Raw genomic sequence first — 26,141 nt, forward strand, 5'->3', positions numbered from 1 at the left:
CTCCTTACACCTTTTTGGCTTCCTCAACAAAATAGTTGAGCTGATTGATGGCATCCATGGGCGTGAGCTGGCTGATATCCAGCACCCGCAGACGGTCCAGGATGCGCCTCGAAACCAGATCCTCAATGAGCGAGGTCTGTTCGGGCTGTTCCTTGGTCTCCAAAATCTGATGGCCGATGGACGTTTGGTTGATATCCGCCGTCTCCAGGCTGCCCAGAATCTCTCTGGCCCGGGTCAGCACGCCCTCGGGCAATCCCGCCAGCTTGGCCACTTCAATACCAAAGCTTCGATCTGCGCCGCCCTTGGCGATCTTTCTCAGAAAGACGATATCCTCTCCCACCTCCTGCACACAGATCCGATAGTTCTGCACGCCAGGAAGCCTGCCCTCCAATTCACTGAGCTCATGATAATGGGTGGCAAAGAGCGTCTTTGCCCCCAGAATGCTGGGATTACAGATGTATTCCACCACCGACCAGGCGATACTGAGCCCGTCGAAAGTGCTGGTGCCTCTTCCAATTTCATCCAAAATCAAGAGGCTGTTGGCGGTGGCGTTCCGAAGAATATGGGCCATTTCACTCATTTCCACCATGAACGTACTTTGTCCGGAGGCGAGGTCATCGGACGCGCCCACCCGGGTAAAGATTCGGTCGGTGATAGCAATGTTGGCGCTTCTCGCCGGCACAAAGGAGCCCATATGGGCCATGAGCACGATGAGGGCAACCTGGCGCATATAGGTGCTCTTGCCAGCCATATTGGGGCCGGTAATAATCATCAGGCGATGATTCTGGCCATCCATATAGGCGTCATTGGGCACAAAGGGTTCCCGGAGGGAACGCTCCACCACGGGATGGCGCCCCGCCTTGATCTCGATGACGCCCTTTTGATTGAGCTCCGGTTTGACGTAATCATAGTCCTGGGCAACCCTTGCCAGGGACAGCAGACAATCCAGCTTCGCCAAAGCCTGTGCGGTCTGCTGCAGAGCCCCCAGTTTCTCCGTAAGCTTTTCCCGAAGCTCACAGAAAAGCTGATATTCCAGCTTAACCGATTTCTCCTCGGCCCCCAGGATGGTCTCCTCCAGGTTTTTCAGTTCCTCGGTGATGTAACGTTCCGCGTTCGCCAGCGTCTGCTTCCTCACGTAACGATAGGGCACCTGATCGTAGTAGGATTTGGTGACCTCAATATAGTAACCAAAAACCTTGTTATAGCCCACCTTCAGGTTCTTGATGCCGGTGGCCTCCCGCTCCTGTTCCTCAAGAGCGGTGATCCAGGTCCGGCCATCGGTGGCGGCGCTGCGATAGCCATCCAGCACCTTGTCGTACCCGTCCCGAATAAGTCCCCCTTCCCGGATGGAAAAGGGCGGATCGTCGGCAATGGCGCTTTTCAGCAGAGCCACCAGGGAATTCAGAGGATTGAGATTTTTCGCGATATCTCTCAGCTCCGGCTTTTTGAAGCCCGACATGCAGCTTTTGATGGGCGCCACCTGAGCCATGGACTGGGTGAGCGACAGGCAGTCCCGGGCGTTAAAGGAGCCGTAGGAAATGCGGCTGATGAGACGCTGGATATCGTGGACGTTTTTCAGATACTCCCTCAGCTCGTCGGCGGAAATATAGTTTTTCACCAGCTCTTCCACGCCGTCCAGACGGCGTATGATGCTTGCCCGGTCAGCAAGGGGCTGCTGGACCCACTGCCGAATGAGACGTCCGCCCATGGCGGTTCCCGTCTTGTCCAGCACCCACAGCAGGGACCCCCGCTTCTTGCCGCTTCGAAGGGTCTCCACCAATTCCAGATTGCGCAGGGTGGTGGCGTCAAGAGGCATATAGGCTCGGGTATTGACCGCCCAAATCTCCCGAATATGAGGCAAAGCGTTCAACTGGGTTTCCGCAAGGTATGCCAAAAGACCCCCGGCTGCTTCCACAGCCAGCGGCATGGCGTTCCAATAGATCGGGTCAAAGTTATCCTTGAAGTGCTCCTCCAGGCGCTCCCTGGCCCGGCTGAAATCAAAGTCGGGGCTGGCATAGCAGGAGATGGGAAAGCGCTGCTCACTCTGATCCAGCATTCTATCGTTCCAAGCCAGGAACATGGTCTCGCTGGCGATGATTTCCGGCGATTCCAGACGGATGAGCTCGCTCACCACCGTCTCCATATAGAGCGGCCCGGTGAATTCACCCGCGTAAAATTCGCCGGTCGAGACATCGGCATAAGCCATTCCCACCCCCATTTCACCCTTATGCAGGGCAATGAGGTAGTTGTTCTTCTTCTCGTCCAGCATGGTGCCTTCAATAACCGTGCCCGGCGTGATCACCCGGATCACATCCCGCTCCACCATGCCCTTGCTCTCGGCAGGATCGGTGAGCTGTTCACAGATCGCAACCTTGTAGCCCTTCCCAATCAGCGTTTGAATATAGCCTTCCACGCTGTGATAGGGCACTCCGCACATGGGTGCCCTATCCTCGGGATTTTTGTTTTTGGGACCCCGGCCGGTCAACGTGATTTCAAGCTCCCTGGACGCTGTAACGGCGTCCTCAAAGAACATCTCATAGAAATCGCCCAGCCTGAACATCAGGATGCAGTCTTTATACCGCTCCTTGATCTCAAAATACTGCTGCATCATGGGCGTCGTGTTTGTCATACTCCACCCCTTTACCCTCTAAAACCTCACAAAGCCTTTTTAAAACGATCGCCTTCAGCCCGTTTTAGTGGCATCCAGCACAGGATGCACAGCCGTCCGGCGAGCAGCCCTGATCCATCTCACCGGTAACATAGAACTTCAGCAGCTGATTTACCTGCTTCAAAAGATCGGAATAACCCTGCTGGGCCTCCATCATCTCATGGATGAGGGGATTCTCGCCCAGCGTCTTGTAGGTGTCCTGGTACTCCTTGGTCTTGCTGTGAATGAGCTCCTTATCTGCGAGGGGCTGCATCATCAAAGACTGGAGTTCTTCCTTCTGCTGATCAAACTTGGCCAAAAGGCCCTCGGCTTCAGCGTTGGCGGCCACGGCGGCCTCCGTTTCCTGCACCCTCACAAATTCAGGACTTTCCTTGATGGCCTCTCCCAAACTCTTTACACTTTCAAATACGGTCATGTCCACGTCTCCTTTTCAATTTTTCCTGTAAGACTATTCTTTCCCGCCCGAACGATCTTTACCGTGACAATCCGTCCCAGTATATCGGGCGTGCCTTGCAAATTTACCGTGCGGCCGCCTTCACTGCGGCCCATATAAAAGTTTTCGCCGCGCTTGCTCCCGCGTTCCACCAAAACCTTTTGCGAAGTACCCAAAAGCTTCTGATTTTCCTCATAGGTGATGCGGTTTTGCAGGTCCACCAAGCGCCGGATCCGGTCATTTTTTACATCCTCCGGCACCTGATTTTCTGCCGAAGCCGCCCTCGTGCCCGGACGTTTGGAATAGACAAATGTGAACGCCGAAGCGAAACGCACTCTTTCCGCCAGGTCCAGGGTCTCGCAAAAATCCGCTTCCGTTTCACCGGGAAAGCCCACCATAAGATCCGTCGTAATATCAATATCCGGCACCCTCTGCCGCATCCGGTCAATGAGCTCCAAATACGCTTCCCGAGTGTACACCCGGTTCATCGCACGAAGCACGGCGTTGCTCCCCGACTGCACCGGCAGATGAAGCTGATTGGCGATATGGGGCGCCCCCGCAATGGCGTCCATCAGTTCCTCCGTCAAATCCTTGGGATGAGAGGTCATAAAGCGAACCCTTTCAATCCCTGGCACTTCGCTCACCCGCTGCAAAAGCCGGGCAAAGGATGGCCCATCCGGCAGATCCTTGCCGTAGGAATTGACATTTTGTCCAAGAAGCGTGATCTCCTTCACGCCGCCGGCCGCCAGCTCCGCCGCTTCCGCCAGCACCGCATCCATGGTGCGGCTGCGCTCCCTGCCGCGCACATAAGGCACAATACAATAGGAGCAAAAGTTGTTGCAGCCATACATCACCGTCACCCAGGCCGCGGCACCGTTCTCCCGCCGGGCGGGCATGCCTTCCAGCACCCATCCATCGCTGTCCCAAACCTCAAGAATCCCCCGCTGTTCCGAAAGACATTCAAGCAACATGGACGGGAATTCATGAACATTATGGGTTCCAAAGATCAAATCCACGAAGGGAAATTTTCTTTTGAGCTCCTCAGCCGTGCCCTTTTGCTGCATCATGCAGCCGCACACAGCCACAATGAGTTCCGGGCGTTTGCGCTTGAGCGGCTTTAAAGCGCCCACGTTGCCGAAAACCTTGAGTTCAGCGTTTTCCCTAACGCAGCAGGTGTTAAAAAGAACAAGATCCGCTTTTTTTATATCCTCTTCGGCCATGAGTCCAGCCTTCTCCAGGAGCCCCGCGAGAATCTCCGAATCGTGGGTGTTCATCTGACAGCCATAGGTCACGATGTGATAGCTTTTCCCCGCGCCCCATCCTTGGAGCGCCTTAAGGGCTGCATTCTGTTTTTCCAGGGATTCAAAATCGATCATCTTCAAAGACTTTTCTCCCATTTTCCGTACTGTATCCATTATAACTTTTTTAGGACAAACCGGCAACAAAAGGGAACAAAAAACGGCCGCTTTCGCGGCCGTCAAAGTTTTTATTCTGCGGGCTGAGTCGCTTCGTCATGCTGCTTGGTAAAAACCAGCTTGCCTTTGCGGATGGAACCAACTACGTGATCGCCGATGTGAATACTGCCGTCCAGAATCTCCTCGGACAGGCGGTCTTCCACCATCCGCTGAATAGCCCGGCGGAGAGGACGGGCCCCATACTCGGGATCAAAGCCCTCTTTGGCCAAATAATCCAGCGCCGGTTCGCTCATGGTAAGATAGATCTCCCGCTCTGCCAGACGCTTAGCCACGCTGTCCATCATGAGGGTGACAATCTTTCGCGTATCCGCCTCATTCAACTGATGGAACACGATGGTCTCATCCACTCGGTTCAAGAATTCCGGCCGGAAGGTGCGCCGAAGCTCCTCCATCACATTTTCCTTCAGTCGTTCATAGGTCTGCACATCGCTTTCCGAGGCCGCAAACCCGAGAGCCCTTTGCTTCATGGAATGGGCGCCCACATTGCTGGTCATGATGAGCACCGTGTTTCGAAAGTCCACCGTTCTGCCCTGACCGTCGGTGAGCCGGCCGTCCTCCATGATCTGAAGGAGCGTGTTGAACACGTCGGGATGGGCCTTTTCCACCTCATCCAGCAGCACCACCGAATAGGGTTTGCGGCGAACCTGCTCGGTCAGCTGGCCGCCCTCCTCATAGCCCACATACCCCGGCGGAGAACCCATGAGCCGGGAGACACTGTGGCGCTCCATATATTCGGACATATCCAGGCGGATCATGGCGTCCTCATCCCCGAAGAGAGCCTCCGCTAGAGCGCGGGAAAGCTCCGTCTTGCCCACGCCGGTGGGACCAAGGAAAATGAAGGAACCGATGGGCCGCTTGGGATCCTTAAGGCCCGCTCTGGCCCTTCGGATGGCCTTGGCGACCGCGGCCACCGCCTCATCCTGGCCGATCACCCTGGCGTGAAGCGTCTTTTCCAAATGAAGCAGCCGTTCCGCCTCGTCCTGGGTGAGCTGCATCACCGGAATGTTCGTCCAGCTGGAGACCACGTCGGCGATCTCCTTCTCTCCCACGGTAAGCTTTTTGGTATCCCGGCTCGCCTTCCAGGCCTCAATATGCTTATCCATCTCCAGTTTGATGGTAGCTTCCTCGTCCCGCATCTTGGCGGCCTTCTCGTAGTCCTGATTGTTGACGGCTTCCACTTTTTCCTTGCGCACCGCCTCAAGACGGCCCTCAATCTCCTTCATGTCCGGCGGCGCGGTGAGGCTTTGAATGCGCACTTTGGAGGCCGCCTCGTCGATGAGGTCGATGGCTTTGTCCGGCAGGAACCGGTCGGAGATATATCGATCGGACAGCTGAACCGCGGCACGGATGGCCTCATCGGTAATGGTGACCTTGTGGTGTGCCTCATAGCGGTCCCGAAGCCCCTCCAGGATGGCCACCGATTCCTCCAGGGTGGGCTCGCCCACCATCACCGGCTGAAAGCGGCGCTCCAAAGCCGCATCCTTTTCGATATGCTTTCGATATTCATCAAGGGTGGTGGCGCCAATCGCCTGCAATTCGCCTCTAGCCAGCGCCGGCTTCAAGATGTTTGCGGCGTCAATGGCGCCTTCCGCTGCTCCCGCGCCGATGAGCGTATGAATCTCATCGATAAAGAGGATGATGTTGCCGGCATTTTTGATATCCTTGAGCGCATTCTTCATTCGCTCCTCAAAATCGCCCCGGAATTTGGCGCCGGCCAGCATTCCGGAAAGATCCAGGCTTACCACCCGCTTGTTGCGTAAAAGCTCCGTAACACTGCCTTCCACGATGCGCTGGGCAAGGCCTTCCGCCACTGCGGTTTTACCCACGCCCGGTTCACCGATGAGCACCGGATTGTTCTTGGTCCTGCGGCTTAGAATCTGTATGATTCGCTCAATTTCCTTCGTTCTTCCGATCACCGGGTCCAACTCACCATCCTTCGCAGCCTGAGTCAGATCCCGGCCAAACTGATCGAGAGCGGGCGTCTTCTTCTGAGTGGTCTTCAGCCTGCCGTCCGTGGACTCCTCCTGAAAGCTCTTCATGATGAGTCTTTGAATCTGATCGAGATCAGCGCCCAGCTGTGCGATGATGCGGGCGGCAACGCCATCCTTCTCCCGAACCAGAGCCATCAGGATGTGTTCAGTACCCACGTAGCTGTGGCCCATGTCCCGGGCCTCCCGGACACTCAGCTCCATCACCTTTTTGGTTCTGGGGGTGTAACCGAAGTTCTCCGTAAATTTGTAATCTCCCTTACCGATGAGGGTGAGCACGATCCGCTCAACACCCTCATAGGTCACGCCCATGGAGCGCAGCACCTTCACGGCGCTGCCGCCATCGTCCTGCAACAGACCGAGCAGCAGATGTTCCGTTCCCACATAGTTATGCCCCAGGCCCTTTGCGGCCTCCTGGGCGTGAACGAGCACTTTCTGCGCCCGTTCCGTAAAACGGCCGTAGTATGCCATCAATCTTCCTCCTTCAAATCTCGTAAGACCTCCTGCACCTTCTTGGCGCGGAGAATATTGATCTTGGCGGGACTCATCTCATCCCCCATCGTCTTGGCAAGGCCGGCGGGCTGCATGGTTACCAGAAGGTCCTGCAGCGGTTCCACCGCCCGCACCGGTAAAAGCTCCATTTCAGCGCCCAGCAGCACATCGGAGATGAGCCGCATGAATTCAGGCAGCTCCAGCTTCTTGGCATAGAGCATGAGGCCGTAGGCGCGGTTCAGCCGATCCTCCAAATCCAGGTGTCCATACTCCAGCAGGGTGCGCCGTCCTTCCAGCTCCAGCTCCGCCAGGCTCTCCACAGTGGTCTGCACCCGACTGATGAGCTCCTCCTCCGTCCGGCCCAGGGTCAGCTGATTGGAGATCTGAAACAGATCGCCCATAGGTTCAGATCCCTCGCCGTACATGCCGCGCACGGTGATGCCCAGTTTGCTCACCGCCCGGGCCATGTTATCCATCTGGCCCGTCATGGACAGGGCGGGCAGATGCACCAGCGCCGAGGCCCGCATCCCCGTTCCCACATTGGTGGGACAGGAGGACAGGTAACCCCACTGGGGATCATACGCATAGGGTAATACTTTTTCCAGCTTTCTATCCAGTTCATCGATTCTTTCATAGGCTGTTCTCAGCCCCAGACCCGGCTCCAATGACTGCAGCCGCAGGTGGTCCTCTTCGCCCACCATCACGGCGAGGGTCTCTTCCTCATTGAAAAACAGCGCCCCGCAGGGATTATCCATGAGCTCCCGGCTGGCCAAATGGCGCTCCACCAAAAGATACTTGGTGGTGTCGTCCACCTCTCCCACCACGATCTTCCGGAAACCGTCCAATGCCCGGCCCACCTGCTCCACGATCTCCTCACAGCCCTTTTCATTCAGCCGATCCGGAAAGGGGTAATCCTTGTAATTGCGGGCCAGGCGGACGCGGCTGCTGAGGATCACGGACTTTTTTTGTTCCATCCATTCCTCCATACTCACACCCCCTCCTTCTGAGCTTCCAGGGCGCGAATCTCATCCCGCAGCTGCGCCGCATGTTCAAAGGCCTCTATCTCCACCGCCTGACTCAACTCGGCCTTGAGCTGGTCGATCCTGCGCTGGCGCTGATCATCCTCCGTCAAGCTGCCCAGCGCCTTACCCGTGTGATGGGTGGACCCGGACTGCACCTGCTGGATAAATCCGCCTGCAAATTCCCGGAAAGTATTATAGCATTCGGCGCATCCAAACCGGCCCTGCTTTTTCACCCTTTCCAAGGTGATGCCGCAGGCGGGACAGGTTTTTTGCAGTTCCGCCTCGTCGTCTTCAACACTCTGCTGCTTTTTATGATTCAAAATTTCCGCGAGCAGACTGCCCAGCTGAACGGCGTTAAAGGAGGCGGCATTGCCCCGCTTCTTGGCACAGTCCTCACAAAGATAAACGTCGTTTTGCTTGCCGTTTACGTAGATCGTCCATTTTATCTTCGCGACATTCTTGCCGCAATCATCACATAGCATTGGTTTGCCTCCTTTTAGGCGGACAGAGCGGCCAAGATCATTGCCCGGAGGATTCCGGCCCGCGTTTGGTCACTGAGCGGAGCCGGCAGGCCTATGGCCCGGCCATCCATCGCCTCTATCATGATATGCGCTTCCCTGTCCGTCAAAAACTTCTGGTCCCTGAGGTATTCCACGATATATTGAGCGTTCCGCTGAGATATGCTGTTTCCAATCCGTTCGGACAGAAGATGGAACATGTACTCATCCCCATCCATATTGAGCCGGATGATGCGTATATAACCGCCCCCGCCTCTTCGGCTTTCGATCTTATAGCCCCGGTCCACCGTGAAACGCGTGGCCAGCACATAGTTGATCTGGGAGGGTGCACAGCTGAAATGCTGGGCAAGCTCATTTCTTTGAAGCTCCACCCGGCCATCCTCCTCGGTCATCAAGGACTTGATGAATTCTTCAATGGTATCGCTCAAAGCAGACATACGATAATCTCCTTTTGTATTTGACTTTCTTTAACCTTATTATAAAGGAGGTCACCCTTTTACGCAACTATCTTGCCCAAAAAACTGTTTTCCAGAAAATGAAAAAGGGCCCTTTTGCAAAGGCCCTTTCCAAAATCAATTTTTATTCAGCGGCGAGGTCCAGGATATAGGTAACTGGAACATAGATGCCGCCGCGGTTGTACATGCTTACCATGAGCAGCTTGTTCTCTTCCACCGCCGACAGGATTTCAAAGCTCGATACCTCCATCACCAGTTCCGGGGCTTCCTCACCCACCGTGTAGCAGTACAGGGAGTAGTAATACTGGCCCGTTCCTTCTTCGGAACCCTTGTCCACGGTATAATAGAGCTTGGTGCCATCTTCGGACCACACATAGGACATGATAAGGTCACCATGGCTGATGACAAGCTCATCTCCACTGGAAACCACGGGAGGCGCCGAATCCGTGGGCAGATCATCACCCGGAGCCGCCGTATCGGCCGGTCCGTGATCCCCGGTCTCCGGAACCTTGGACGTAGAATCCACGGGCCGGATCACCAATTCATTGACCAGATTTTTACCATCGTCGCTGTCCACATTGCGCAGGATCGACATGTAATCATTTGTGGGAGAAACGGAAAACTCGAGGCCCGTGGTGTAATCCTTGCGCTCGCCCGTGGCCGGATCCATGCTGTAGATCTTCTCCATCATCATATCGCTGAAGTACAGGGTGCCCCGCACACATTCCAGTGCGCCCATCTCCGCACTTTGTTCCTCAACGGCGTTGAATTCCTTCGTTTCACCGTCCAGGGAATATTTCATCACCTGCTGCACCTCATCACCGGTAATGGCGTAGAGCGTGTAGCCTTCATCGCTCCAATCCATGCCCGAAGTATTGGTGCCAAAACCCTCCTCGGAAACGTTGATCAATTCCTTCGTATCCTTATCGTAGATATAGGTTATATTCATCGCGTCCACGATTTCCACGATGGCCAGCTTTTTGCCGTCCGCGGAGAATTTTGCCTCGAGCACCTTGTTAAACTCATAGTCCTCAACAAATTTCTCCGATTTGCCATCGCCATAGTACAGCCAAAGCTCCTCCGTGGCATCGGTCTGGTTCTCGGAGATCACGGGCTTGGCCACAAGATAAGCATTTTCCATGGGCACCTTGGCGATAGCCTTGCCGTCCACAGCAAGAATGGGGAACTTCAGCTCCTTGCCGTCCTTGACGGCCACCACCCGCTGCTCCAGACCGCCCACGTCCACGTCATCCTGATAGGTTGGCAGCACGCCCGCCTCCAGCTCCATAAGCTGAGGCGTACGCTCCGGCAAAATGCTGGACAGTTTCTCCGTCAGGGAAGCCAAAAACTCATTGGCAGCCGCTTCATCCGCAAATTTTTGTGAAACAAGCGTCACATTATTGAGATCAGCACACAGCGTCGGGGTAAGGCCCAGGTCTTCGCCAAGCCGGCCGTCGGCATATTCGTTGAAGGCGTTGAGCGTCACGTAATAGCCCTGGGAGGGCTCGGCATCCGCTTTCTCATGCAGACGGATGGTGAGCACATTGGCCTCGCTGCTGACGTTATATTCCACCGCATTGGCCAAGTTGATATAAAGCTCCAAAGTGGTCTTCTCCGAAGCCACATTGGTCACCCTCTGGAACATGCCCAGAATGGGCGCATAATCCAGCAAATTCTGGGGAATCCGATAATCCTGCCAGCTGATGCCTTCCATGGTGATAAGCAGCCGGTTGGGCTCGGGCATCTGGGAGATCGTGTAGGCTGGAACATCATCCACCGCCGACTGGGTCACGCCGCCCACCTCCGAGCCCTGCACGAAGGTCAGCTTCATCACCGCGTCCCCTCCCTCCTGGGAGAGCGCCAGATCAAAAAGATTGATCTGCTCCAGTGCCTTGCCGCCGGTCACGTCATCGGACGTGTAGTCCAGGTTTTCCGTCGTGCCCGCGCTGTTGAACGTGGACGCGGAACCGTCGCCGCAGGCCGCCAAGGATAGGGCCAGGACAACGGCCAACATCAAAAACAATAGCTTCTTCTTTCCCATACTTCTCCTGTTCCTCTGTCTATTTTTTTGTCCCTCAGGAATCCAGCTGAGCCGCAGCCCGTGCCGATTCATGGACGACTTTGTCAAAATCAATAGTTTTATATTCGCCGTTCTCCATCAAAATCCTGCCTTGGACCATAGTCATGCGAACATCCAGGCCCTGACCGGCATAAACAAGATGGCTCATCACGTTGCGAATGGGCTGATAGTGTGGACCGGAAATATCCACCAGGATCATATCCGCATCATTGCCTTTCTTGAGCGCGCCCACCTTATCATAACCCATGGCGGCGGCGCCTTCCACGGTGGCCATGCGCAGCACCTCCCTCACCGGCAGTACGGTGGGGTCCAAACTCTCTCCCTTATGGATCAAGGCAGCAAGATTCATTTCTTCCCACAGACTCAAGTTGTTGTTGCTGGCGGCGCCATCGGTTCCCAGCGCCACCCGGATGCCCTTTTGCAGCATATCCGGCACCGGTGCAAAGCCGCTGGCCAGCTTCAAATTGCTGGTGGGATTGTGCACGGCGCACACCCCTTTTTCAGCCAGTATATCAAGGTCCCGGTCGTCCACCGCCACCACATGAGCGGCCACTACCGGAACATCCAGCATACCCAGATCCTGCAGATAGCGCACAGGCGATGTGCCGTGCTCCTTCCTGCAGTCCTCCCATTCCTTATAGGTTTCGCTGAGGTGGATATGGATGGGCACTTTGTATCGATCTGCCAGATCCCGGGCTCTTCTTAGGTATGCGCCGGAGCAGGTATAAATGGCGTGGGGAGCCACCATGGTCCGGATACGCCCGTCCCCCTCCCCTTCCCAGTTCTCAATGAGTTCCCGGGCTTCCGCCATACCGCTTTCGCCATTGCCGTTGCCATCCATCATTCCCCGGGAAAGCGCCGCACGGATGCCGCTGTCCAACACAGCCTTTGCAATGACATCCTCGTAAGCATACATATCCAAGAAGCTGGTCACACCAAAACGCAGCATTTCCGCGATCCCCAGCATCGTTCCCCAATGAATCATTTCATCCGTCAGCTTGTCCTCCAGGGGCCACACCGCGTCCTCCAGCCAGGATTGGAGCGGAAGATCGCTGCCCACGCCCCTTAGAAGGGTCATCGGCACATGGGTGTGGGCATTGGCGAATCCAGGCATGAGCACATCGCCCCCTGCATCCACCCGCCGATCCACGGCATCGAAGGCTTTGGCGGGACCCACATAGGCAATTCTGCCATTCTCCACCAGCAAACTCCCGTTGACGTACTCGTGATCCGCCTCATCCAGCGTCAGGATTCTTGCATTTTCAAAAAGTATTCTCATGTTATACCTGCCACCCGCTCACATATTCACGCTGTTCATCGCTCCATCGGTCGATGGAAAAGCCCATGGCCGCCAGCTTCTTTGAAGCCACATACTGATCAATGGCCTTCGGCACGGGATAGACGCGGTTATCCAAATTGCCGGCGTTCTCCAAAATGTATTTCACGGAAAGGGCCTGCAGTGCAAAACTCATGTCCATGATCTCCGCGGGATGGCCGTCTCCGGAAGCCAGATTGACCAGCCTTCCCTCCGCCATGAGATTGAGCACCCGTCCGTCCTCCATCACGTAGCCTTCAATATTGGGCCTCATGGGCAGAATTTCCTTGGCCCGTGCCAGCAGATCAGGCTTTGCAATCTCCACATCGAAATGTCCGGCGTTGGCGAGGAGCACCCCGTTCTTCATGATATCGAAATGCCGGCCCACGATCACATCCTTGCAGCCCGTCACCGTTACAAACACATCGCCCAGCGCCGCAGCCTCATCCATGGACATGACCGTAAAACCGTCCATCACCGCCTCAATGGCCTTGACCGGGTCCACCTCGGTGACAATCACGCGGGCACCCAGCCCCTTGGCCTTCTGAGAGACGCCCTTGCCGCACCAGCCATAACCGGCCACAACCACGGTTTTGCCCGCAACGATGAGGTTGGTGGAACGCATAATACCATCCCAAACCGACTGGCCCGTTCCGTAGCGGTTATCAAAAAGATGCTTGCAGTTGGCATCATTCACCGAAATCATGGGAAAAAACAGCTCTCCGGCCCGCTCCCGGGCCTTGAGCCGCAGCACGCCGGTGGTGGTTTCCTCACACCCGCCGGAAAGGTTGCGGGACAGGGCGCTGTTGCCATGCAGAAGCTGAACCAGATCGCCTCCATCATCCACGATGGCATGGGGACCAAACTCCAGCGTTCTTCTCAAATGCTCCTCGTATTCCCCGCCCGTACAGCCGTGAAGTGCAAAGACCTCCACGCCGGAGCGGGCCAGAGCCGCCGCCACATCGTCCTGGGTGGAAAGTGGATTGGAGCCCGTCGCTCTGACTTCGGCGCCTCCCTTGGCCAGCACCTGACACAGATAGGCGGTCTTAGCCTCCATATGTACGGAAACGGCGATGCGCTTATCCAAAAATGGCTTTTCCGCCTCGAATTCGGCTTCGAGATGGTTCAGCAAAGGCATGTAGCGCCGCACCCAGGCGATCTTCTGCTCACCCGACGGCCACAGTTCCATATCCCGGACAATGCTCATGAATCGAATGCTCCTTTATCATACATTTCCCTGATATAGGCTCTAAACTTGGGACCGAGATGCTCCCGCCGCAAAGCGTACTCCACGGTAGCTTCCAAAAAACCGATCTTACTGCCCACATCGTAGCGCCGCCCCTCAAAACAGTAGGCATACATCTCCTCAAGGCTTAACTGCGCCTTCAGGGCATCGGTGATCTGAATCTCCCCGCCCGCGCCCGGCCGCGTGTTTTCCAAGATTTCAAAGATGGAAGGCGTAATGATATACCGCCCTAGAATTGCAATATTGGAGGGGGCTTCGGCGGGATTCTTGGGTTTTTCCACCAAATCCTCCACTCGGTAGAGGTTCTCCTCCTCTTGAGTGCCCTTCACGATGCCATACTGGCAGATCTTTTCCTCAGGAACCTGCTGCACTCCAAGGATGGTGGCCTGCTTTTCATCGTATTCATCCATGAGCTGCTTCAAACAGGGCCGCTCAGCATAGACCACATCATCGCCAAGCAGTACCGCAAAAGGCTCGCTGCCGATGAAGGAATGGGCGCAGTAGATGGCATGTCCCAATCCCTTCGGCTCCTTTTGCCGGATATAGTGGATATCGCATAGGTTGGTGATGTTCTCCACCATATCATAAAGCTCTTCTTTTCCTTTGCTTTTCAGCTCCAGTTCCAGCTCCACAGATTTATCAAAGTGGTCCTCTATAGCCCGTTTGCTCCGGCCGGTGATGATCAAAATATCCTCAATGCCGGAGGCCACGGCTTCCTCCACGATGTATTGGATCGTAGGCTTGTCCACAATGGGCAACATTTCTTTGGGCTGCGCCTTGGTCGCTGGCAGGAACCTTGTGCCCAGTCCCGCGGCGGGAATGATCGCCTTGCGAACCTTCATATAGTAAAACCTCCTTTGAATATGGAAAGCCATTATCAAAGGAGATTATACTATAAGTTCATCATAAAGTCCTATATTAAAATGTAAATAATGCATTAACGGTAGAATGCGTGGTTCGCAATCATTTTGTAAAAGCTGCAGTTATTCACAATCCAGGTACCCTTGGCCTTGCTGGGGTTGAAGAAATATTTGCAGTCCCCCACCACCGACACGCCGCCGTAAGCCGCTTCAGCGGCACGGACACTCTCCGCCTGGGGCGTGTTGTAGATGGTGCCGTTGGCCACGGGCGAGAACTGAGGCACGCTGCCCGTATACTGAAAGACAACGCCGTAGACCGTATTGGGGAAGATGCCGGATTTTACGCGGTTCATTACCACATTGCCCACGGCAACCTTGCCTTCATAGGGTTCGCCCTTGGCCTCCGCCTCAATGATGCGGGCCAGCCAGTATAGGTCCTGATTTGAAATGCCGGCGCTGGCCGCCACGGAATCGCTTTCGTTCAGCGCTCCCATGGTCTTGGGACCCGCCTTGCCGTCCACAACAAGGCCCGAATCTTGCTGATAGTTTTTCACCGCCGCCAAAGTCAAATGCCCAAAGTATCCCGTCGCATTGGCGTTGAGATAACCGCGATCAATCAAAGCGGTTTGAAGGGCCTTTACATCCTCACCGCGGTTGCCGTATTGCAGCACACGCTCGGCAGCGAATGCAGGTGCGGTCCAAAGGGCCATCATGCACACGCACAGGATCAAAATGCTCGTCACTCGTTTCCAATTTCTCATAGTTACCTCCATTGTCCAAAGAAATATTGATCTTCTGTAAACAATTATGGGCCAATTATAATAATTTTGAAACACTTTTGCAAAATATTTATAACGACGGTAATCCGTAAGACATAGAATTATTCCTTAGAATGATCCCTTGATCTTCCCGGGACTGCAATTTTCGCCACGATACCACATTATGTTAAGGTTACCAGCCATAAAAAAAGCCCGAACCATTGGTTCGGGCTTCATTCAAAAATGCTTACTTCTGCTGGTCAAGCCAATCCTCAAACTCACAAATGGGACGGGGCTTTGAAAAAACATATCCCTGCACCATGTCACAGTCCGCTTCCCTCAGGTAATCGACCTGCTCCTTGGTTTCAATTCCTTCCGCTACAGTTTTTATATCAAGCCTGTGCGCCAGGGACAGGAAGCCTTCGATGACGCTTCTAGCCTTGATTCCGTCCATATCCATAAAGAACTGACGGTCCAGTTTGATGGTGTCCACATCAACATCCTTGAGCAGAGCCAAAGCCGAATAACCCACCCCGAAATCATCCAGCGAGCAATAGAAACCATGTCTATGCATTTCCTGTACGGCACTTTTCACCAGTTCCCGCTGCTGATCATCAAAGAAGATGGATTCCGTCAATTCGAACTCAATAAGATTATCTGGAACTCCGTATTTTTCCTTCAGTGCAGAAAAGTCCCGTAAAAAGTTGAGATTCCGGAAGTGAACTCGGGACAGATTGACTGAAATCGGAAGAAGCTCCCGGCCCTCTTCCCGCCAGCGGCGGATCAGCTTGCATACTTCCTCAAATACATATCGGTCAAGTTCACAGATATGATCCGTTTTTTCAAAAAGCTGAATGAAATCCGAAGGATAGATTACGCCCCGTTCGGGGTGAAACCAGCGCACCAATGCCTCCGCTCCGCCGGGCCGTCCATCCTCCAGCTTTACCTTGGGCTGTAAATAGACCACAAAATCATGATTTTGGATGGAGCCTTCGAAAAATCCGATAAGCTCCCGTTCCTTTTTCATCCGGAGCATCATGTCATCGTTGTAAAAGGAGCAGACCGTGGCTTGTTTTTGGAGCTTACAGGCCGCTCTTGCCCGGTCCTGAATAATTGTGATGTTGAGGCCGGGATCATCGATGCAATAAGCGCCCTGGTTGAGCGTCAAATAATAATGGATATCGGCATATCTGGCAAAAGAATTGACCGCCTGCAGCATCTCGTCAATTCGTGCCTGGACACGTTCCGGCTCTCTTTCCTTTAAGCATAGGAAAAAATGATCGGCATTGGTTCGGGCAAGCAGCTCCTCCGGACCCACATGTTCTTTCAGCACCTGATGGATATATTTCAGCGTTTCATTGCCCGCTCTTATACCGTAGTTTTCATTGATAAGCTTGAAACCTTTGACATTCAAAAAGACAACGGTGTAAGTGTCGGGAAGCATATTTTGAGCAAGTTTTTTGTATTCAACCTGGAACGCGGCCTCGTTCAAACCTCCGGTCAATGGATCCGTGAACGCAATCTCTTCAAGATGCTTGCCGTTGGCTCGGTAGAATTGAACCATTACCAAAAGGAACAGAGCAAACACACACATAATGCCGCCCACAATCAAGAAAAAGCGTAAAAGATAGGTATCCGCCTCCTCCGAGATGAGCCCCGCCGGCACCATCGTCAACAAAAACCAGTCATTCACCCCCAGAACCTGATAGGACATGACCAGTTCCGTTCCATCCACCGATGTAAATCTGAACGCACCGGGCCTTCCATTTTCCAGGTCAGTCTTCATCTCCACAACGGATTCCTTGCTCTTCGAATCTGTTTCGGACAAAAAGATGCTGTCTAGCTGCAAAAAAGGTTTCGTATCCGTGGGTGAGATCACCACATTGCCATTGCTGTCTACGATACAGGTCAGGCCGTTGCCCGCATAACTTTTGGGCTGAATTAGCGCCTGCATGTTTTCCTTGCGGCGAACACCCGCCAATACGCGTTCAATCCGCCCATTTTCCACAACGGGAACGGAAAATAAGAGGTTCTGCCCCTCCACATAGATCACCGATGATTCACCTTGAAAGGACGCCCGTATACCGGATGGATCCTCTAAATCGCGAATATCAAATTTCTCTGGAATTGTCGTTCCATCCTGATTGATAACCACCAGGGCATCAAAATCCAGAACCTGCTCCTCTTTTTTCAGCATCTGCTCCGCATCCGCACCCGAATACTCTGACAAAACGCTGCCGAGCATGGAAAGCGCACGCTTATTCGCCTCAATACGGCTGTAGATATCATTGGTGAGCTGATAGGAGACGTCGGATACATATTCCTCCGTAACATGGGTCAACGCATCCCGCAAAGAAGCTGTGTTTTGAAGCATAGATACAGTCACCAATAGAAGTGCTATTCCCAAAAAGGCTATAAACCCTTTAATGCGAGGTGACGATTTTTGATAAGGGTATGCATGTCTTATTTTGTCCATATTCAGCCGCTCCAGCTATATTTAATCTGGCCTATAAAAATTCAATAATCCATCATATCCACTGCGGATGCAATCCAAAAAAGTAGCCTGACCTATGTATTGAGTGAAATCGAAAAACCACCAAAACCAAGAATTGTATTGCTGCGCAAAAAACGGCTGAAATAGAATGTTAAAAATGTTCGTGATCCTATATTCCCCACTCTTCACAACTCTATTTCTTATTATATATCTTCTCAAACATCAGAACCTCTGTCAAGCCTGCTTCAAGACAAATAAAATAATCCGAACCCATCTCCAATTAGGAAGATTGGGTTCGATATATTGCTTTGGTGCGAGTGATGGGACTTGAACCCATACGCCATATGACACACGCCCCTCAAACGTGCCTGTCTGCCGATTCCAGCACACTCGCATAGAGATTGGCTTTACGCCAACTTACTGCAAGATTATAGCACAGGGTTTTTGCAAAGTCAATCCATCCCAGCGGCAAAAAATAATTTTACGGTGCTTGCTCCTCCCGAACCAAAGGCCCTTCAGGCAGAATATCGGTGCGGGCGTGGTTCAGCTTTAAGAAGATGAGCGCAACAATAAGGGTAACCAGTTCCGCAAAGGGCACCGTAAGCCAGATGCCTGTGTTTCCAAAAATGAACGGCAGTGTCCAAAGCCCCGCCAGAATAGCGAAGAATCCTCTGCACAAAGCCAGGGCTATGGACTGCTTGGACATGAGCCTCGCCTGAAAATAGGAGGCCACCACGATGTTGATGCCGGCCAGCAGGAAACTGCTGAAATAGATACCGATACCCTCGGATGCGTATTGGGTCAGCAGCGCCACACCGTCCCGGTTGAAAGCCTCTATGATGGGGCCCGGGAAAAGAATGCTGCACAGCCAAAGCAGAAGGCCCACCCCGAAGGCCGTAACGTTGGCGATTCTGAGCGCCTGTCTGCAGCGATCCCCTTGGTTGGCGCTGGCATTGGCGCTGATCAGGGGCTGAATGCCTTGACTGATCCCATTGAAAAGGGATACAGCCACCATGGCAATGTTGGCAATGATTCCATAGGCCGCAACGCCCACATCCCCCATGCGGGTCAGAATAGCGGCATTGAAGGCAAAAACTACGATGCCGCCCGCAAGCTCCGTGATAAGGCTGTTGGTGCCGCCCCGAGCAATCCTTCCCACTGTGCTCCAGCGGAAGGTGAATTTATGAAATCCAAACCCATTTTTCTTGCGGAAGAAATGAAAGATTTGCACCAATATCCCGATTACCGGCGAAATAGCTGTGGCCAGAGCTGCACCAAACATCCCCATTTTCATGGGGAAAATAAAGATGTAATCGAATACGATATTGAACAGCGCGCCCGCAATCATGCCTGCCATGGCCAGATTGGGTGCGTGATCGTTGCGCACGAAGGCGCTGAGGATGCTGTTTGCCATGAACATAGGCGTAAACAGGGCGACCACCTGGACATAGGTCACCGAATAAGGCAGGGCGTCTGGAGAAGCGCCGAGAGCCGTACAGAGTTCGTTGGCAAAAAAACAGCCTAATATCATAAACAGGATGGCGGGAACGGCCGCAAGACACAAGGACAGGCTGAACACACCGTCCGCCTCTTCCTTGCGGCCGGCGACCCGGTCCAAAGTATAGACGATAGCGCCGCCAATACCGATCATATGCCCAAGGCCAAAGATGAGGCTGTAGAAAGGCAGCACAATATTGAGCGCCGTAAGGCCGATGGCCCCCACGCCCGTTGCAATGAAATAGGTATCCGCAAAGACGTACAAAGACATCCCAAACATGCTGAGCATGCTGGGCAGCGCATAACGAACAAATAATTTACTTATCTTTTCCTGCAGCAAATGATCCTGTTGCATATTCACTCCATTTTACGCAAGATATCCGAGTTTTGCCCGATTTTTGGGTAGTAGAGTTAATATAACATAAAGGAGATACGCCGTCCAATCCTTTTCAGAAATTTAAGAAAAACGTTTATCCAACCCCTTGTGTCCCGCCTCCGCCTCCCGTATAATGGGAGTAAGGATTAAATGGAGGTGTTTGAATGGTAACCGGAATTATACATGTGGCATACAATGCCAAGGACATGGAGGCATCCGTAAATTTTTATTGCGATAAGCTCGGATTTACCCGCCATGTGGATATCAACCACAAGGACGGCAGCCCTTGGATCGTCTATCTGCGGGTCCCTTCGGCCATTCCTCAATATCTTGAACTGTTCTATGGACAGCAGGAACGTCCCGCTTCGGATCTCAACCCCTGGACCACCGTGGGGTACAACCATCTGTGCCTCAGCGTCGATGATATTGAGGAAACCTGTGCCACCCTTAAGAGCAAAGGCGTGGTTCTGGATAAAGAGCCTAACCTGGGTGACGATGGCAACTATCAGGCCTGGATCCATGATCCCGATGGAAATCGCATCGAACTCATGCAGATGATGCCCAACAGCATGCAATATTCAAGAGAAAAAAATCTACCCTAGTTTCTATGCAAGCTCCGCTTTCAGCGGAGCTTTTTTGTGCAATTATTCAGTCTTTTTTCGGCGTTTTCAACGAAATAGAGGGCTTTAGCACAATAAATTCTTGTCAAGCCCTGGGCGAGATGCTATGATAAAAAAGTCGATTTTGCAACTTTGGTTCTCGGAACCTGCAAAATACAAAGGGGGAAAATGCAAATGTCTTATGTATCGGAAATCTTGGAAAATCTTCAAAAGAAGAATGCTCATGAGCCTGAGTTTCTGCAGGCAACCCACGAGGTTCTTGAGTCGCTGGAACCTTTGATCAACAGCAATCCCGCTTACGAAAAAAATGGTATCCTGGAGCGGCTGGTGGAGCCCGAACGGGCGATCATGTTCCGTGTTCCCTGGGTGGATGATGCCGGCAAGGTACAGGTGAACCGCGGCTTCCGCGTTCAGTTCAGCAGCGCCATCGGCGTGTACAAGGGCGGCCTCCGCTTCCATCCTTCCGTCTATCTTGGCATCATCAAGTTCCTGGGCTTTGAGCAGATCTTTAAGAATTCCCTGACCGGCACCCCCATCGGCGGCGGTAAGGGTGGCTGCGATTTTGATCCCAAGGGAAAGAGTGACGGCGAGGTCATGCGTTTTTGCCAAAGTTTTATGACCGAGCTGTACCGCCACATCGGTCCCGAAGTTGATATTCCCGCGGGCGACATCGGTGTGGGCGGCCGGGAAATCGGCTACCTCTATGGCCAATACAAGCGTATCACCGGCCGCTACGAGGGTGTTTTAACCGGCAAAGGGCTCACTTTCGGCGGAAGCCTTGGCCGCACCGAGGCCACCGGTTATGGTCTCATCTATCTCGTCAACGAAATGATCGCCGCCAAGGGCAAATCCTTTGAGGGCGCCAAGGTCGTCATCTCCGGTTCCGGCAATGTGGCAACCTACGCCGCCGAAAAAGCTATGGCATACGGCGCCAAGGTGCTGGCCATGAGCGATTCCAACGGCTATGTGTATGATCCCGAAGGCATCAAGCTGGACGTGGTCAAACAGATCAAGGAAGTGGAGCGCAAGCGCATCAAGGAATATGCCGAGCGTGTGCCTTCCGCCGCCTATCACGAAGGCTGCAGAGAGATTTGGACCATCCCCTGCGACATCGCGCTGCCCTGCGCCACTCAGAATGAACTGGACGAGATGGGCGCCAAGGAACTGATTAAGAATGGCTGCTATGCTGTGGGTGAAGGCGCCAACATGCCCACCACTCTCGAAGCCACCAAGCTCTTCTTGGAGAACAAGATCCTGTTTGCTCCCGGCAAGGCCGCCAATGCCGGCGGTGTGGCCGTGTCCGCTCTTGAATCCAGCCAAAACAGCATGCGCATGTCCTGGAGCTTCGAAGAGGTGGACGCACAGCTTAAAAACATCATGATCAATATCTACAAGAACATCTCCTCCGCTGCTGCCGAGTTCAACGCCGAGGACAACTTTGTGACCGGCGCCAATATCGCCGGTTTCAAGAAGGTTGCCGACGCCATGCTGGCTCAGGGAATCGTCTAACACCGTTTCAAACGCTTAAAAAGAAGGCCGGTTCGGCCTTCTTTTTTACGTTTTGCCGTGGGGTCATTCGCCAAATGAGGCAATTTGTGTTATGATTTAATTACATACATTATCGTCTCATCTTCTTATAGGTGCACATCATGTATTCAAATTTCATATCGGAGGAGGCATGTCTATGCTTAGCGATCCCAATCGTGATTATTCTGCAATCACACCTGAAATCCTGGAGTTTGCTGAACTCTGCAGGAAAAACGGCACCATCGATGCCGAACTTTACACCCGTCACAAGGTCAACCGCGGCCTGCGCGATTTGAACGGCAAGGGCGTTCTGACCGGCCTTACCGAAATCTCCGACATCCAATCCAGCAAAATTGTGGATGGCAAATCCGTTCCCTGCGAGGGAGTGCTCCGTTACCGCGGCTTCAACATCTATGATATCGTGGGCGGTTTCATGAAGGAGAAGCGTTTTGGATTTGAGGAGGTTGCCTATCTTTTACTCTTTGGCGATCTGCCCAGTAGTGGCGAACTCCAGGGGTTTTCGGAACTTCTGGCCAACTATCGCACACTGCCCACCAGCTTTGTACGGGACATCATCATGAAGGCGCCCAGCCGGGATATGATGAACACTCTGGCCCGCAGTGTGCTCACCCTCTATGCCTATGACAACCGGGCCGACGATGTGAGCGTGCCCAATGTGCTGCGCCAGTGCCTGCAGCTGATCGCGTTGTTCCCCCTGCTGGCGGTGTACGGTTATCAGGCCTACAGCCATTACCACGACGGCAACAGTCTGTATATCCACAGTCCCCAGCCGGATCTGAGTGCTGCGCAGAACATCCTGTATATTCTCCGTCCGGACAGCCAGTACACCGAGCTTGAAGCCCATATTCTCGATCTAGCTTTGGTCCTTCACGCGGAGCATGGCGGCGGCAACAATTCCACCTTTACCACGCATGTGGTTTCTTCATCCGGCACGGACACCTATTCCACCGTCGCGGCGTCCCTGGGCTCCCTCAAGGGACCCAAGCACGGCGGCGCCAACATCAAGGTGGTGCAGATGTTCGAGGACATGAAACAGAATTTAAAGGATTGGACCGATGAAAAAGCGGTGCGGGATTATCTGAGAAAGCTTTTGCATAAGGAAGCCTTCGACCGAGCGGGTCTCATCTACGGGATGGGCCACGCCGTGTATTCTCTCTCCGATCCCCGAGCCACCATCTTCAGGAATTTTGTCAAAAGCCTTTCCGAAGAGAAAGGTCTTGGGGAGGAATACGCGCTCTACACGCTGGTGGAGCGTCTGGCACCCGAAATTATCGCTGAAGAGCGGCGCATCTACAAAGGCGTCAGCGCCAATATCGATTTTTACAGCGGATTCGTATACAGCATGCTGAATTTGCCTCTTGAACTGTACACTCCCATCTTTGCCATCTCCCGTATAGTCGGCTGGAGTGCCCACCGCATCGAGGAGCTGGTCAACGGCGGCAAAATTATCCGCCCCGCCTATATGAGTGTTTCAGACTGTCGCGCCTACAGCGTTCTCGCCGAACGATAACAAAAAAACCGCCTTATGGCGGTTTTTTTCTTATTCTGCTATATACCATTGATCGATGTTTTGATAAAGATGGTTTTCTGAACCGGTCTTGATGCCCCGCACCGTGGTTTTAGCCACGATCGTATTCGTCCGAAAGCCAATGCTCACATAGGGCGCCTGACGCACCAGCATGGCATGAAGGGTGCTCATCCCCGTTCGGTAGGCCTCAGGCGTGAGATACTTGTGCTGGGCGTTCAGCGCCTCATCCACTTCCGATACGCGGAAGGCATTTAAATTGGATACCCCGCTGGAAAAGAAACAGAAGGTCAGATCTGGGTATTCATCCACATAGAAGCTGGTGAGCAGCGCATCAAAGTTCCGGGCGGTCACCCGCTCATTGAAGGCCTCCCAGTCCAAAGTGAGGACCTTCACTTCAAAACCCGCCTCCTCCAGCTGCTTGGCCAGGAGAAAGGCTGCATCATCATGAACCGTATCCGTCTTGGAGAGATCCGTCAATATGGTGAAACTGAGATTGGACCCGCCCTTTTCCAGGATACCATCGCCATTGGCGTCGCTGTAACCCGCTTCCGCCAAAAGCTGACGGGCCCTGGGCAGATCCCGGTCATAGCCGTCCAGCGTATGATCGTAGTAAAAAGAACTGGGATTAAGGGGAATGTCCGCCTGAATCACCTGACTCATGTAAGCCTTCGTGATGATCTCCTTGATGTCCACGGCGTAGCATACCGCCTGCCGTACCCGCACATCCTGAAAGATCTCCCGGTACAGGCTCATGGCCATAAAATCGTACTGTTGGGTTCCGTAGTCCACCACCTGATCGGCCCGGGTTTTATACTTGTTGGCGGTATAGGACGAGGAGGCAACCACATCCAATTCGCCCGCATCATAGGCTGCAAAAGCCGCCGCGTCATCCTCCATCATCACCGCACGGATCTTTGGTATATAGGGCTCGCGCTTCCACCAGTTCTCGTTCACCGTGAAGCTGACGCCGTTCCCATCCATGCTTTCAAACGCATAAGGACCAGTCCCCGGCGCTTCCACACCGCTGGAGTGGGTGGTGAAATAGGCCCGGCACACAATGGGCAGTGTCATGGCGTGAAGCACGCCGTAATAGGGTGTGCTGGTGGTCACCTTGAAGGTCAGTTCATCCACCTTCTCATAGGAGGCAAACCTTGATACAGCGGCGCTGTAGAAGGATTCCTCATTATTTTTTACCACATCGAAGCTGTAGAGAACGTCGTCGCTGGTCAGCTGGCCGTAGCCCTTCTGCCACTCAATATTATCCCTGAGCTTAAAAGTCCACGTGGTGCCTGCCTCATCCACTTCCCAGCTTTCCACCAGGTTCGCGGAAAGCTTGTGGTTGTCATCGTAGCGTAGGGGGCTTTCATACACCAGGCCCAGCACGTCGATCATATCCCTGTAGGGCGTGATCAGAGGATGCATTCCCCCATCCCCCGCGGTGATCTTGGGCATGTTGATCTTCAGCTCCCCGCCCGCCACCGGCGTGGGTGCGGGCGTTGCCGAAGCGGCAGCCGGTACACTGGACGTTTCCGTGCTGATCGCGGGTTTTGCCGAGCAGCCGGCCAGGATCAGGACGCTACTTAAGCACAATGCCGTCAGTCTTCTCGAGGCCCGGGTACAGCCATTTATAGAGCTTTTCAAATCTCTCCACCTTTTTAACATAGTTTCTTGTCTCTTCAAAAGGAATTTCATCCAATGTTATGCCGTCCTTGCTGTGTTCGTCACTGGCGAGCCAGTCATCCACCCGGCCCTGCCCGCTGTTGTAGGCCGCAAGAGCGGCGATGGGATCATCAAACCGATCCAAAAGGAAACGAAGATACCAGCAGCCAAGCCGGATGTTGACAGCGGGATCGGTGAGCTTATCCGCTGAAAAATCCATATCCAGCTTGCCCGCGATCCACTCGCCCGTTTCCGGCTGTATCTGCATCAGTCCCACCGCTCCGGCACTGGATACGACGGCAGGCCTAAATCGGCTTTCAGTGCGGATCACCGCTGTCACATAATAGGGATCCAGATTGAATTCCTTGCTGCAGACCTCAATCTCACTTTGATATTCTAGAGGCAGATACTTGTTCCGAACCAGAATAAGCCCGCCCACAATGAGAGCCAGAACGATCAAAATAATGAGCAGAATCTTGATTGTTTTCTTCATGCCATCTCCTATTTACCCTTTGCTACCGCGTCGCGATAGCATTTTTGTACCTGTTCCCAGGTGGAATTCTCCGACGCATCGGAGCTGTCGATAATCCGCGTTGCAATCCTTTCAAGGATGGCCTCGGATATCTGCGCGTCCATTCGCATCCGGGCCTCAGCATCCGAATAGCCGTTTCTTGCCATCAGGCGCTTTCGCCGCACCTCGGGGTCCGCCCGTACCAGCCACACCTCGTCCATCATGTCGAGTAGGCCGCTCTCATAGAGGGCAGCCCCTTCCACCACCGCCATCTCGGTGCCCCGGGCCATCACCTCGGTGAGCTCCCGCTCCAGAAATTCGGTGATGAGCGGAAACATGACGGCGTTGAGCTTTTTAAGAGCCTTGGAGTCGCTAAACACCAGCTGAGCGAGCTTCCCGCGGTCCAGTTCCCCGTTTTCAAGAAAATAGTCCGGACCAAAGGTTTGACGAATGGCCGCCCATCCCAGTTCCCCAGGGCGCTGCAAAACGCGGGTCACCTGGTCCCCATCGATTACGGCTGCTCCAAGTTTGGAGAGCTGCTGCATCACCGTGGATTTTCCCGCCGCGATGCCGCCCACCAGTCCAACTACGATCATAA

General features: G+C 53.7%; 20 protein-coding genes and 1 tRNA gene. 3 read left to right on the forward strand and 18 right to left on the reverse strand.

Going from position 1 to position 26,141, the window contains the following annotated elements:
- Positions 1 to 4 precede the first annotated feature (4 nt).
- The 15 genes from mutS to H8696_RS05125 all read right to left on the reverse strand — a co-directional run bounded on the left by mutS (position 5) and on the right by H8696_RS05125 (position 19,656).
- Complete coding sequence (gene mutS, locus H8696_RS05055) at positions 5 to 2,629, reverse strand: DNA mismatch repair protein MutS (protein WP_249315427.1); 2,625 nt, start codon at positions 2,627 to 2,629, stop codon at positions 5 to 7.
- Positions 2,630 to 2,693: 64 nt separating this feature from the next.
- Positions 2,694 to 3,083, reverse strand: a complete 390-nt coding sequence (locus tag H8696_RS05060; RefSeq protein ID WP_249315429.1) for a YlbF family regulator — start codon at positions 3,081 to 3,083, stop codon at positions 2,694 to 2,696.
- Positions 3,080 to 4,498, reverse strand: a complete 1,419-nt coding sequence (gene miaB / locus H8696_RS05065) for a tRNA (N6-isopentenyl adenosine(37)-C2)-methylthiotransferase MiaB (protein ID WP_407926353.1) — start codon at positions 4,496 to 4,498, stop codon at positions 3,080 to 3,082. Before miaB ends, H8696_RS05060 begins: the two co-directional genes overlap by 4 nt.
- An 89-nt stretch (positions 4,499 to 4,587) precedes the next feature.
- Positions 4,588 to 7,035 (reverse strand): ATP-dependent Clp protease ATP-binding subunit, encoded by a 2,448-nt coding sequence (locus H8696_RS05070; RefSeq protein WP_249315431.1) that lies wholly within the window; start codon positions 7,033 to 7,035, stop codon positions 4,588 to 4,590.
- A complete protein-coding gene (locus tag H8696_RS05075) occupies positions 7,035 to 8,042 on the reverse strand; it encodes a protein arginine kinase (RefSeq protein WP_249315433.1) in 1,008 nt (335 codons plus the stop codon). Before H8696_RS05075 ends, H8696_RS05070 begins: the two co-directional genes overlap by 1 nt.
- Before the next feature lie 2 nt (positions 8,043 to 8,044).
- The gene (locus tag H8696_RS05080) at positions 8,045 to 8,560 is read right to left on the reverse strand and encodes a UvrB/UvrC motif-containing protein (protein WP_249315434.1); all 516 of its coding nucleotides are present in this window, start codon (positions 8,558 to 8,560) and stop codon (positions 8,045 to 8,047) included.
- Positions 8,561 to 8,574: 14 nt separating this feature from the next.
- A complete protein-coding gene (locus H8696_RS05085; protein WP_249315436.1) occupies positions 8,575 to 9,033 on the reverse strand; it encodes a CtsR family transcriptional regulator in 459 nt (152 codons plus the stop codon).
- A gap of 142 nt (positions 9,034 to 9,175) precedes the next feature.
- Positions 9,176 to 11,092: a hypothetical protein gene (locus H8696_RS05090; protein WP_249315437.1), complete on the reverse strand. Its 1,917-nt coding sequence runs from the start codon at positions 11,090 to 11,092 to the stop codon at positions 9,176 to 9,178.
- A 34-nt stretch (positions 11,093 to 11,126) separates the two neighbouring features.
- Positions 11,127 to 12,410 carry an amidohydrolase gene (locus tag H8696_RS05095; RefSeq protein WP_249315439.1) on the reverse strand — a complete coding sequence of 428 codons (1,284 nt, stop codon included), beginning with the start codon at positions 12,408 to 12,410 and terminating at the stop codon, positions 11,127 to 11,129.
- A gap of 1 nt (position 12,411) precedes the next feature.
- A complete protein-coding gene (locus H8696_RS05100) occupies positions 12,412 to 13,653 on the reverse strand; it encodes an adenosylhomocysteinase (RefSeq protein WP_249315440.1) in 1,242 nt (413 codons plus the stop codon).
- Positions 13,650 to 14,534 (reverse strand): UTP--glucose-1-phosphate uridylyltransferase GalU, encoded by an 885-nt coding sequence (galU, locus tag H8696_RS05105; protein WP_249315442.1) that lies wholly within the window; start codon positions 14,532 to 14,534, stop codon positions 13,650 to 13,652. Before galU ends, H8696_RS05100 begins: the two co-directional genes overlap by 4 nt.
- A gap of 95 nt (positions 14,535 to 14,629) precedes the next feature.
- On the reverse strand, positions 14,630 to 15,313 hold the full coding sequence (locus tag H8696_RS05110) for a cell wall hydrolase (protein WP_249315444.1): 684 nt from the start codon (positions 15,311 to 15,313) through the stop codon (positions 14,630 to 14,632).
- A gap of 244 nt (positions 15,314 to 15,557) precedes the next feature.
- Positions 15,558 to 17,684, reverse strand: a complete 2,127-nt coding sequence (locus H8696_RS05115; protein WP_249315445.1) for a bifunctional diguanylate cyclase/phosphodiesterase — start codon at positions 17,682 to 17,684, stop codon at positions 15,558 to 15,560.
- 429 nt (positions 17,685 to 18,113) lie between these two features.
- Positions 18,114 to 18,198 (reverse strand) — tRNA-Leu (locus H8696_RS05120).
- A gap of 87 nt (positions 18,199 to 18,285) precedes the next feature.
- Positions 18,286 to 19,656: an MATE family efflux transporter gene (locus H8696_RS05125; RefSeq protein ID WP_249315448.1), complete on the reverse strand. Its 1,371-nt coding sequence runs from the start codon at positions 19,654 to 19,656 to the stop codon at positions 18,286 to 18,288.
- 185 nt (positions 19,657 to 19,841) lie between these two features.
- Between H8696_RS05125 and H8696_RS05130 the strand changes: the two genes are divergently transcribed.
- The 3 genes from H8696_RS05130 to H8696_RS05140 all read left to right on the forward strand — a co-directional run bounded on the left by H8696_RS05130 (position 19,842) and on the right by H8696_RS05140 (position 23,355).
- Entirely contained in the window at positions 19,842 to 20,279 is a 438-nt protein-coding gene (locus H8696_RS05130; RefSeq protein ID WP_249315450.1) for a VOC family protein, read from the forward strand.
- Positions 20,280 to 20,471: 192 nt separating this feature from the next.
- Positions 20,472 to 21,806, forward strand: a complete 1,335-nt coding sequence (gdhA, locus tag H8696_RS05135) for an NADP-specific glutamate dehydrogenase (protein ID WP_249315452.1) — start codon at positions 20,472 to 20,474, stop codon at positions 21,804 to 21,806.
- Positions 21,807 to 21,981: 175 nt separating this feature from the next.
- On the forward strand, positions 21,982 to 23,355 hold the full coding sequence (locus H8696_RS05140) for a citrate/2-methylcitrate synthase (RefSeq protein WP_249315454.1): 1,374 nt from the start codon (positions 21,982 to 21,984) through the stop codon (positions 23,353 to 23,355).
- A gap of 30 nt (positions 23,356 to 23,385) precedes the next feature.
- On the opposite strand, the gene H8696_RS05145 is transcribed toward H8696_RS05140, so the two are convergent.
- The 3 genes from H8696_RS05145 to coaE are packed head-to-tail and all read right to left on the reverse strand — an operon-like array spanning position 23,386 to position 26,139.
- Entirely contained in the window at positions 23,386 to 24,963 is a 1,578-nt protein-coding gene (locus tag H8696_RS05145; RefSeq protein ID WP_249315456.1) for an ABC transporter substrate-binding protein, read from the reverse strand.
- Positions 24,950 to 25,525: a lytic transglycosylase domain-containing protein gene (locus H8696_RS05150; protein ID WP_249315459.1), complete on the reverse strand. Its 576-nt coding sequence runs from the start codon at positions 25,523 to 25,525 to the stop codon at positions 24,950 to 24,952. Before H8696_RS05150 ends, H8696_RS05145 begins: the two co-directional genes overlap by 14 nt.
- An 8-nt stretch (positions 25,526 to 25,533) precedes the next feature.
- Positions 25,534 to 26,139 carry a dephospho-CoA kinase gene (gene coaE, locus H8696_RS05155; RefSeq protein WP_249315462.1) on the reverse strand — a complete coding sequence of 202 codons (606 nt, stop codon included), beginning with the start codon at positions 26,137 to 26,139 and terminating at the stop codon, positions 25,534 to 25,536.
- Between the last annotated feature and the right edge of the window lie 2 nt (positions 26,140 to 26,141).

Source organism: Gehongia tenuis (assembly GCF_014384795.1).
GTDB lineage: Bacteria > Bacillota > Clostridia > Christensenellales > NSJ-53 > Gehongia > Gehongia tenuis.

What these genes read in the sequence shown, in the direction of transcription:
- mutS (WP_249315427.1), bottom strand. Translation starts at nt 2,629, where the DNA reads ATGACAAACACGACGCCCATGATGCAGCAGTATTTTGAGATCAAGGAG.
- H8696_RS05060 (WP_249315429.1), bottom strand. Translation starts at nt 3,083, where the DNA reads ATGACCGTATTTGAAAGTGTAAAGAGTTTGGGAGAGGCCATCAAGGAA.
- miaB (WP_407926353.1), bottom strand. Translation starts at nt 4,498, where the DNA reads ATGGGAGAAAAGTCTTTGAAGATGATCGATTTTGAATCCCTGGAAAAA.
- H8696_RS05070 (WP_249315431.1), bottom strand. Translation starts at nt 7,035, where the DNA reads ATGGCATACTACGGCCGTTTTACGGAACGGGCGCAGAAAGTGCTCGTT.
- H8696_RS05075 (WP_249315433.1), bottom strand. Translation starts at nt 8,042, where the DNA reads ATGGAGGAATGGATGGAACAAAAAAAGTCCGTGATCCTCAGCAGCCGC.
- H8696_RS05080 (WP_249315434.1), bottom strand. Translation starts at nt 8,560, where the DNA reads ATGCTATGTGATGATTGCGGCAAGAATGTCGCGAAGATAAAATGGACG.
- H8696_RS05085 (WP_249315436.1), bottom strand. Translation starts at nt 9,033, where the DNA reads ATGTCTGCTTTGAGCGATACCATTGAAGAATTCATCAAGTCCTTGATG.
- H8696_RS05090 (WP_249315437.1), bottom strand. Translation starts at nt 11,092, where the DNA reads ATGGGAAAGAAGAAGCTATTGTTTTTGATGTTGGCCGTTGTCCTGGCC.
- H8696_RS05095 (WP_249315439.1), bottom strand. Translation starts at nt 12,410, where the DNA reads ATGAGAATACTTTTTGAAAATGCAAGAATCCTGACGCTGGATGAGGCG.
- H8696_RS05100 (WP_249315440.1), bottom strand. Translation starts at nt 13,653, where the DNA reads ATGAGCATTGTCCGGGATATGGAACTGTGGCCGTCGGGTGAGCAGAAG.
- galU (WP_249315442.1), bottom strand. Translation starts at nt 14,534, where the DNA reads ATGAAGGTTCGCAAGGCGATCATTCCCGCCGCGGGACTGGGCACAAGG.
- H8696_RS05110 (WP_249315444.1), bottom strand. Translation starts at nt 15,313, where the DNA reads ATGAGAAATTGGAAACGAGTGACGAGCATTTTGATCCTGTGCGTGTGC.
- H8696_RS05115 (WP_249315445.1), bottom strand. Translation starts at nt 17,684, where the DNA reads ATGCTTCAAAACACAGCTTCTTTGCGGGATGCGTTGACCCATGTTACG.
- H8696_RS05125 (WP_249315448.1), bottom strand. Translation starts at nt 19,656, where the DNA reads ATGCAACAGGATCATTTGCTGCAGGAAAAGATAAGTAAATTATTTGTT.
- H8696_RS05130 (WP_249315450.1), top strand. Translation starts at nt 19,842, where the DNA reads ATGGTAACCGGAATTATACATGTGGCATACAATGCCAAGGACATGGAG.
- gdhA (WP_249315452.1), top strand. Translation starts at nt 20,472, where the DNA reads ATGTCTTATGTATCGGAAATCTTGGAAAATCTTCAAAAGAAGAATGCT.
- H8696_RS05140 (WP_249315454.1), top strand. Translation starts at nt 21,982, where the DNA reads ATGCTTAGCGATCCCAATCGTGATTATTCTGCAATCACACCTGAAATC.
- H8696_RS05150 (WP_249315459.1), bottom strand. Translation starts at nt 25,525, where the DNA reads ATGAAGAAAACAATCAAGATTCTGCTCATTATTTTGATCGTTCTGGCT.
- coaE (WP_249315462.1), bottom strand. Translation starts at nt 26,139, where the DNA reads ATGATCGTAGTTGGACTGGTGGGCGGCATCGCGGCGGGAAAATCCACG.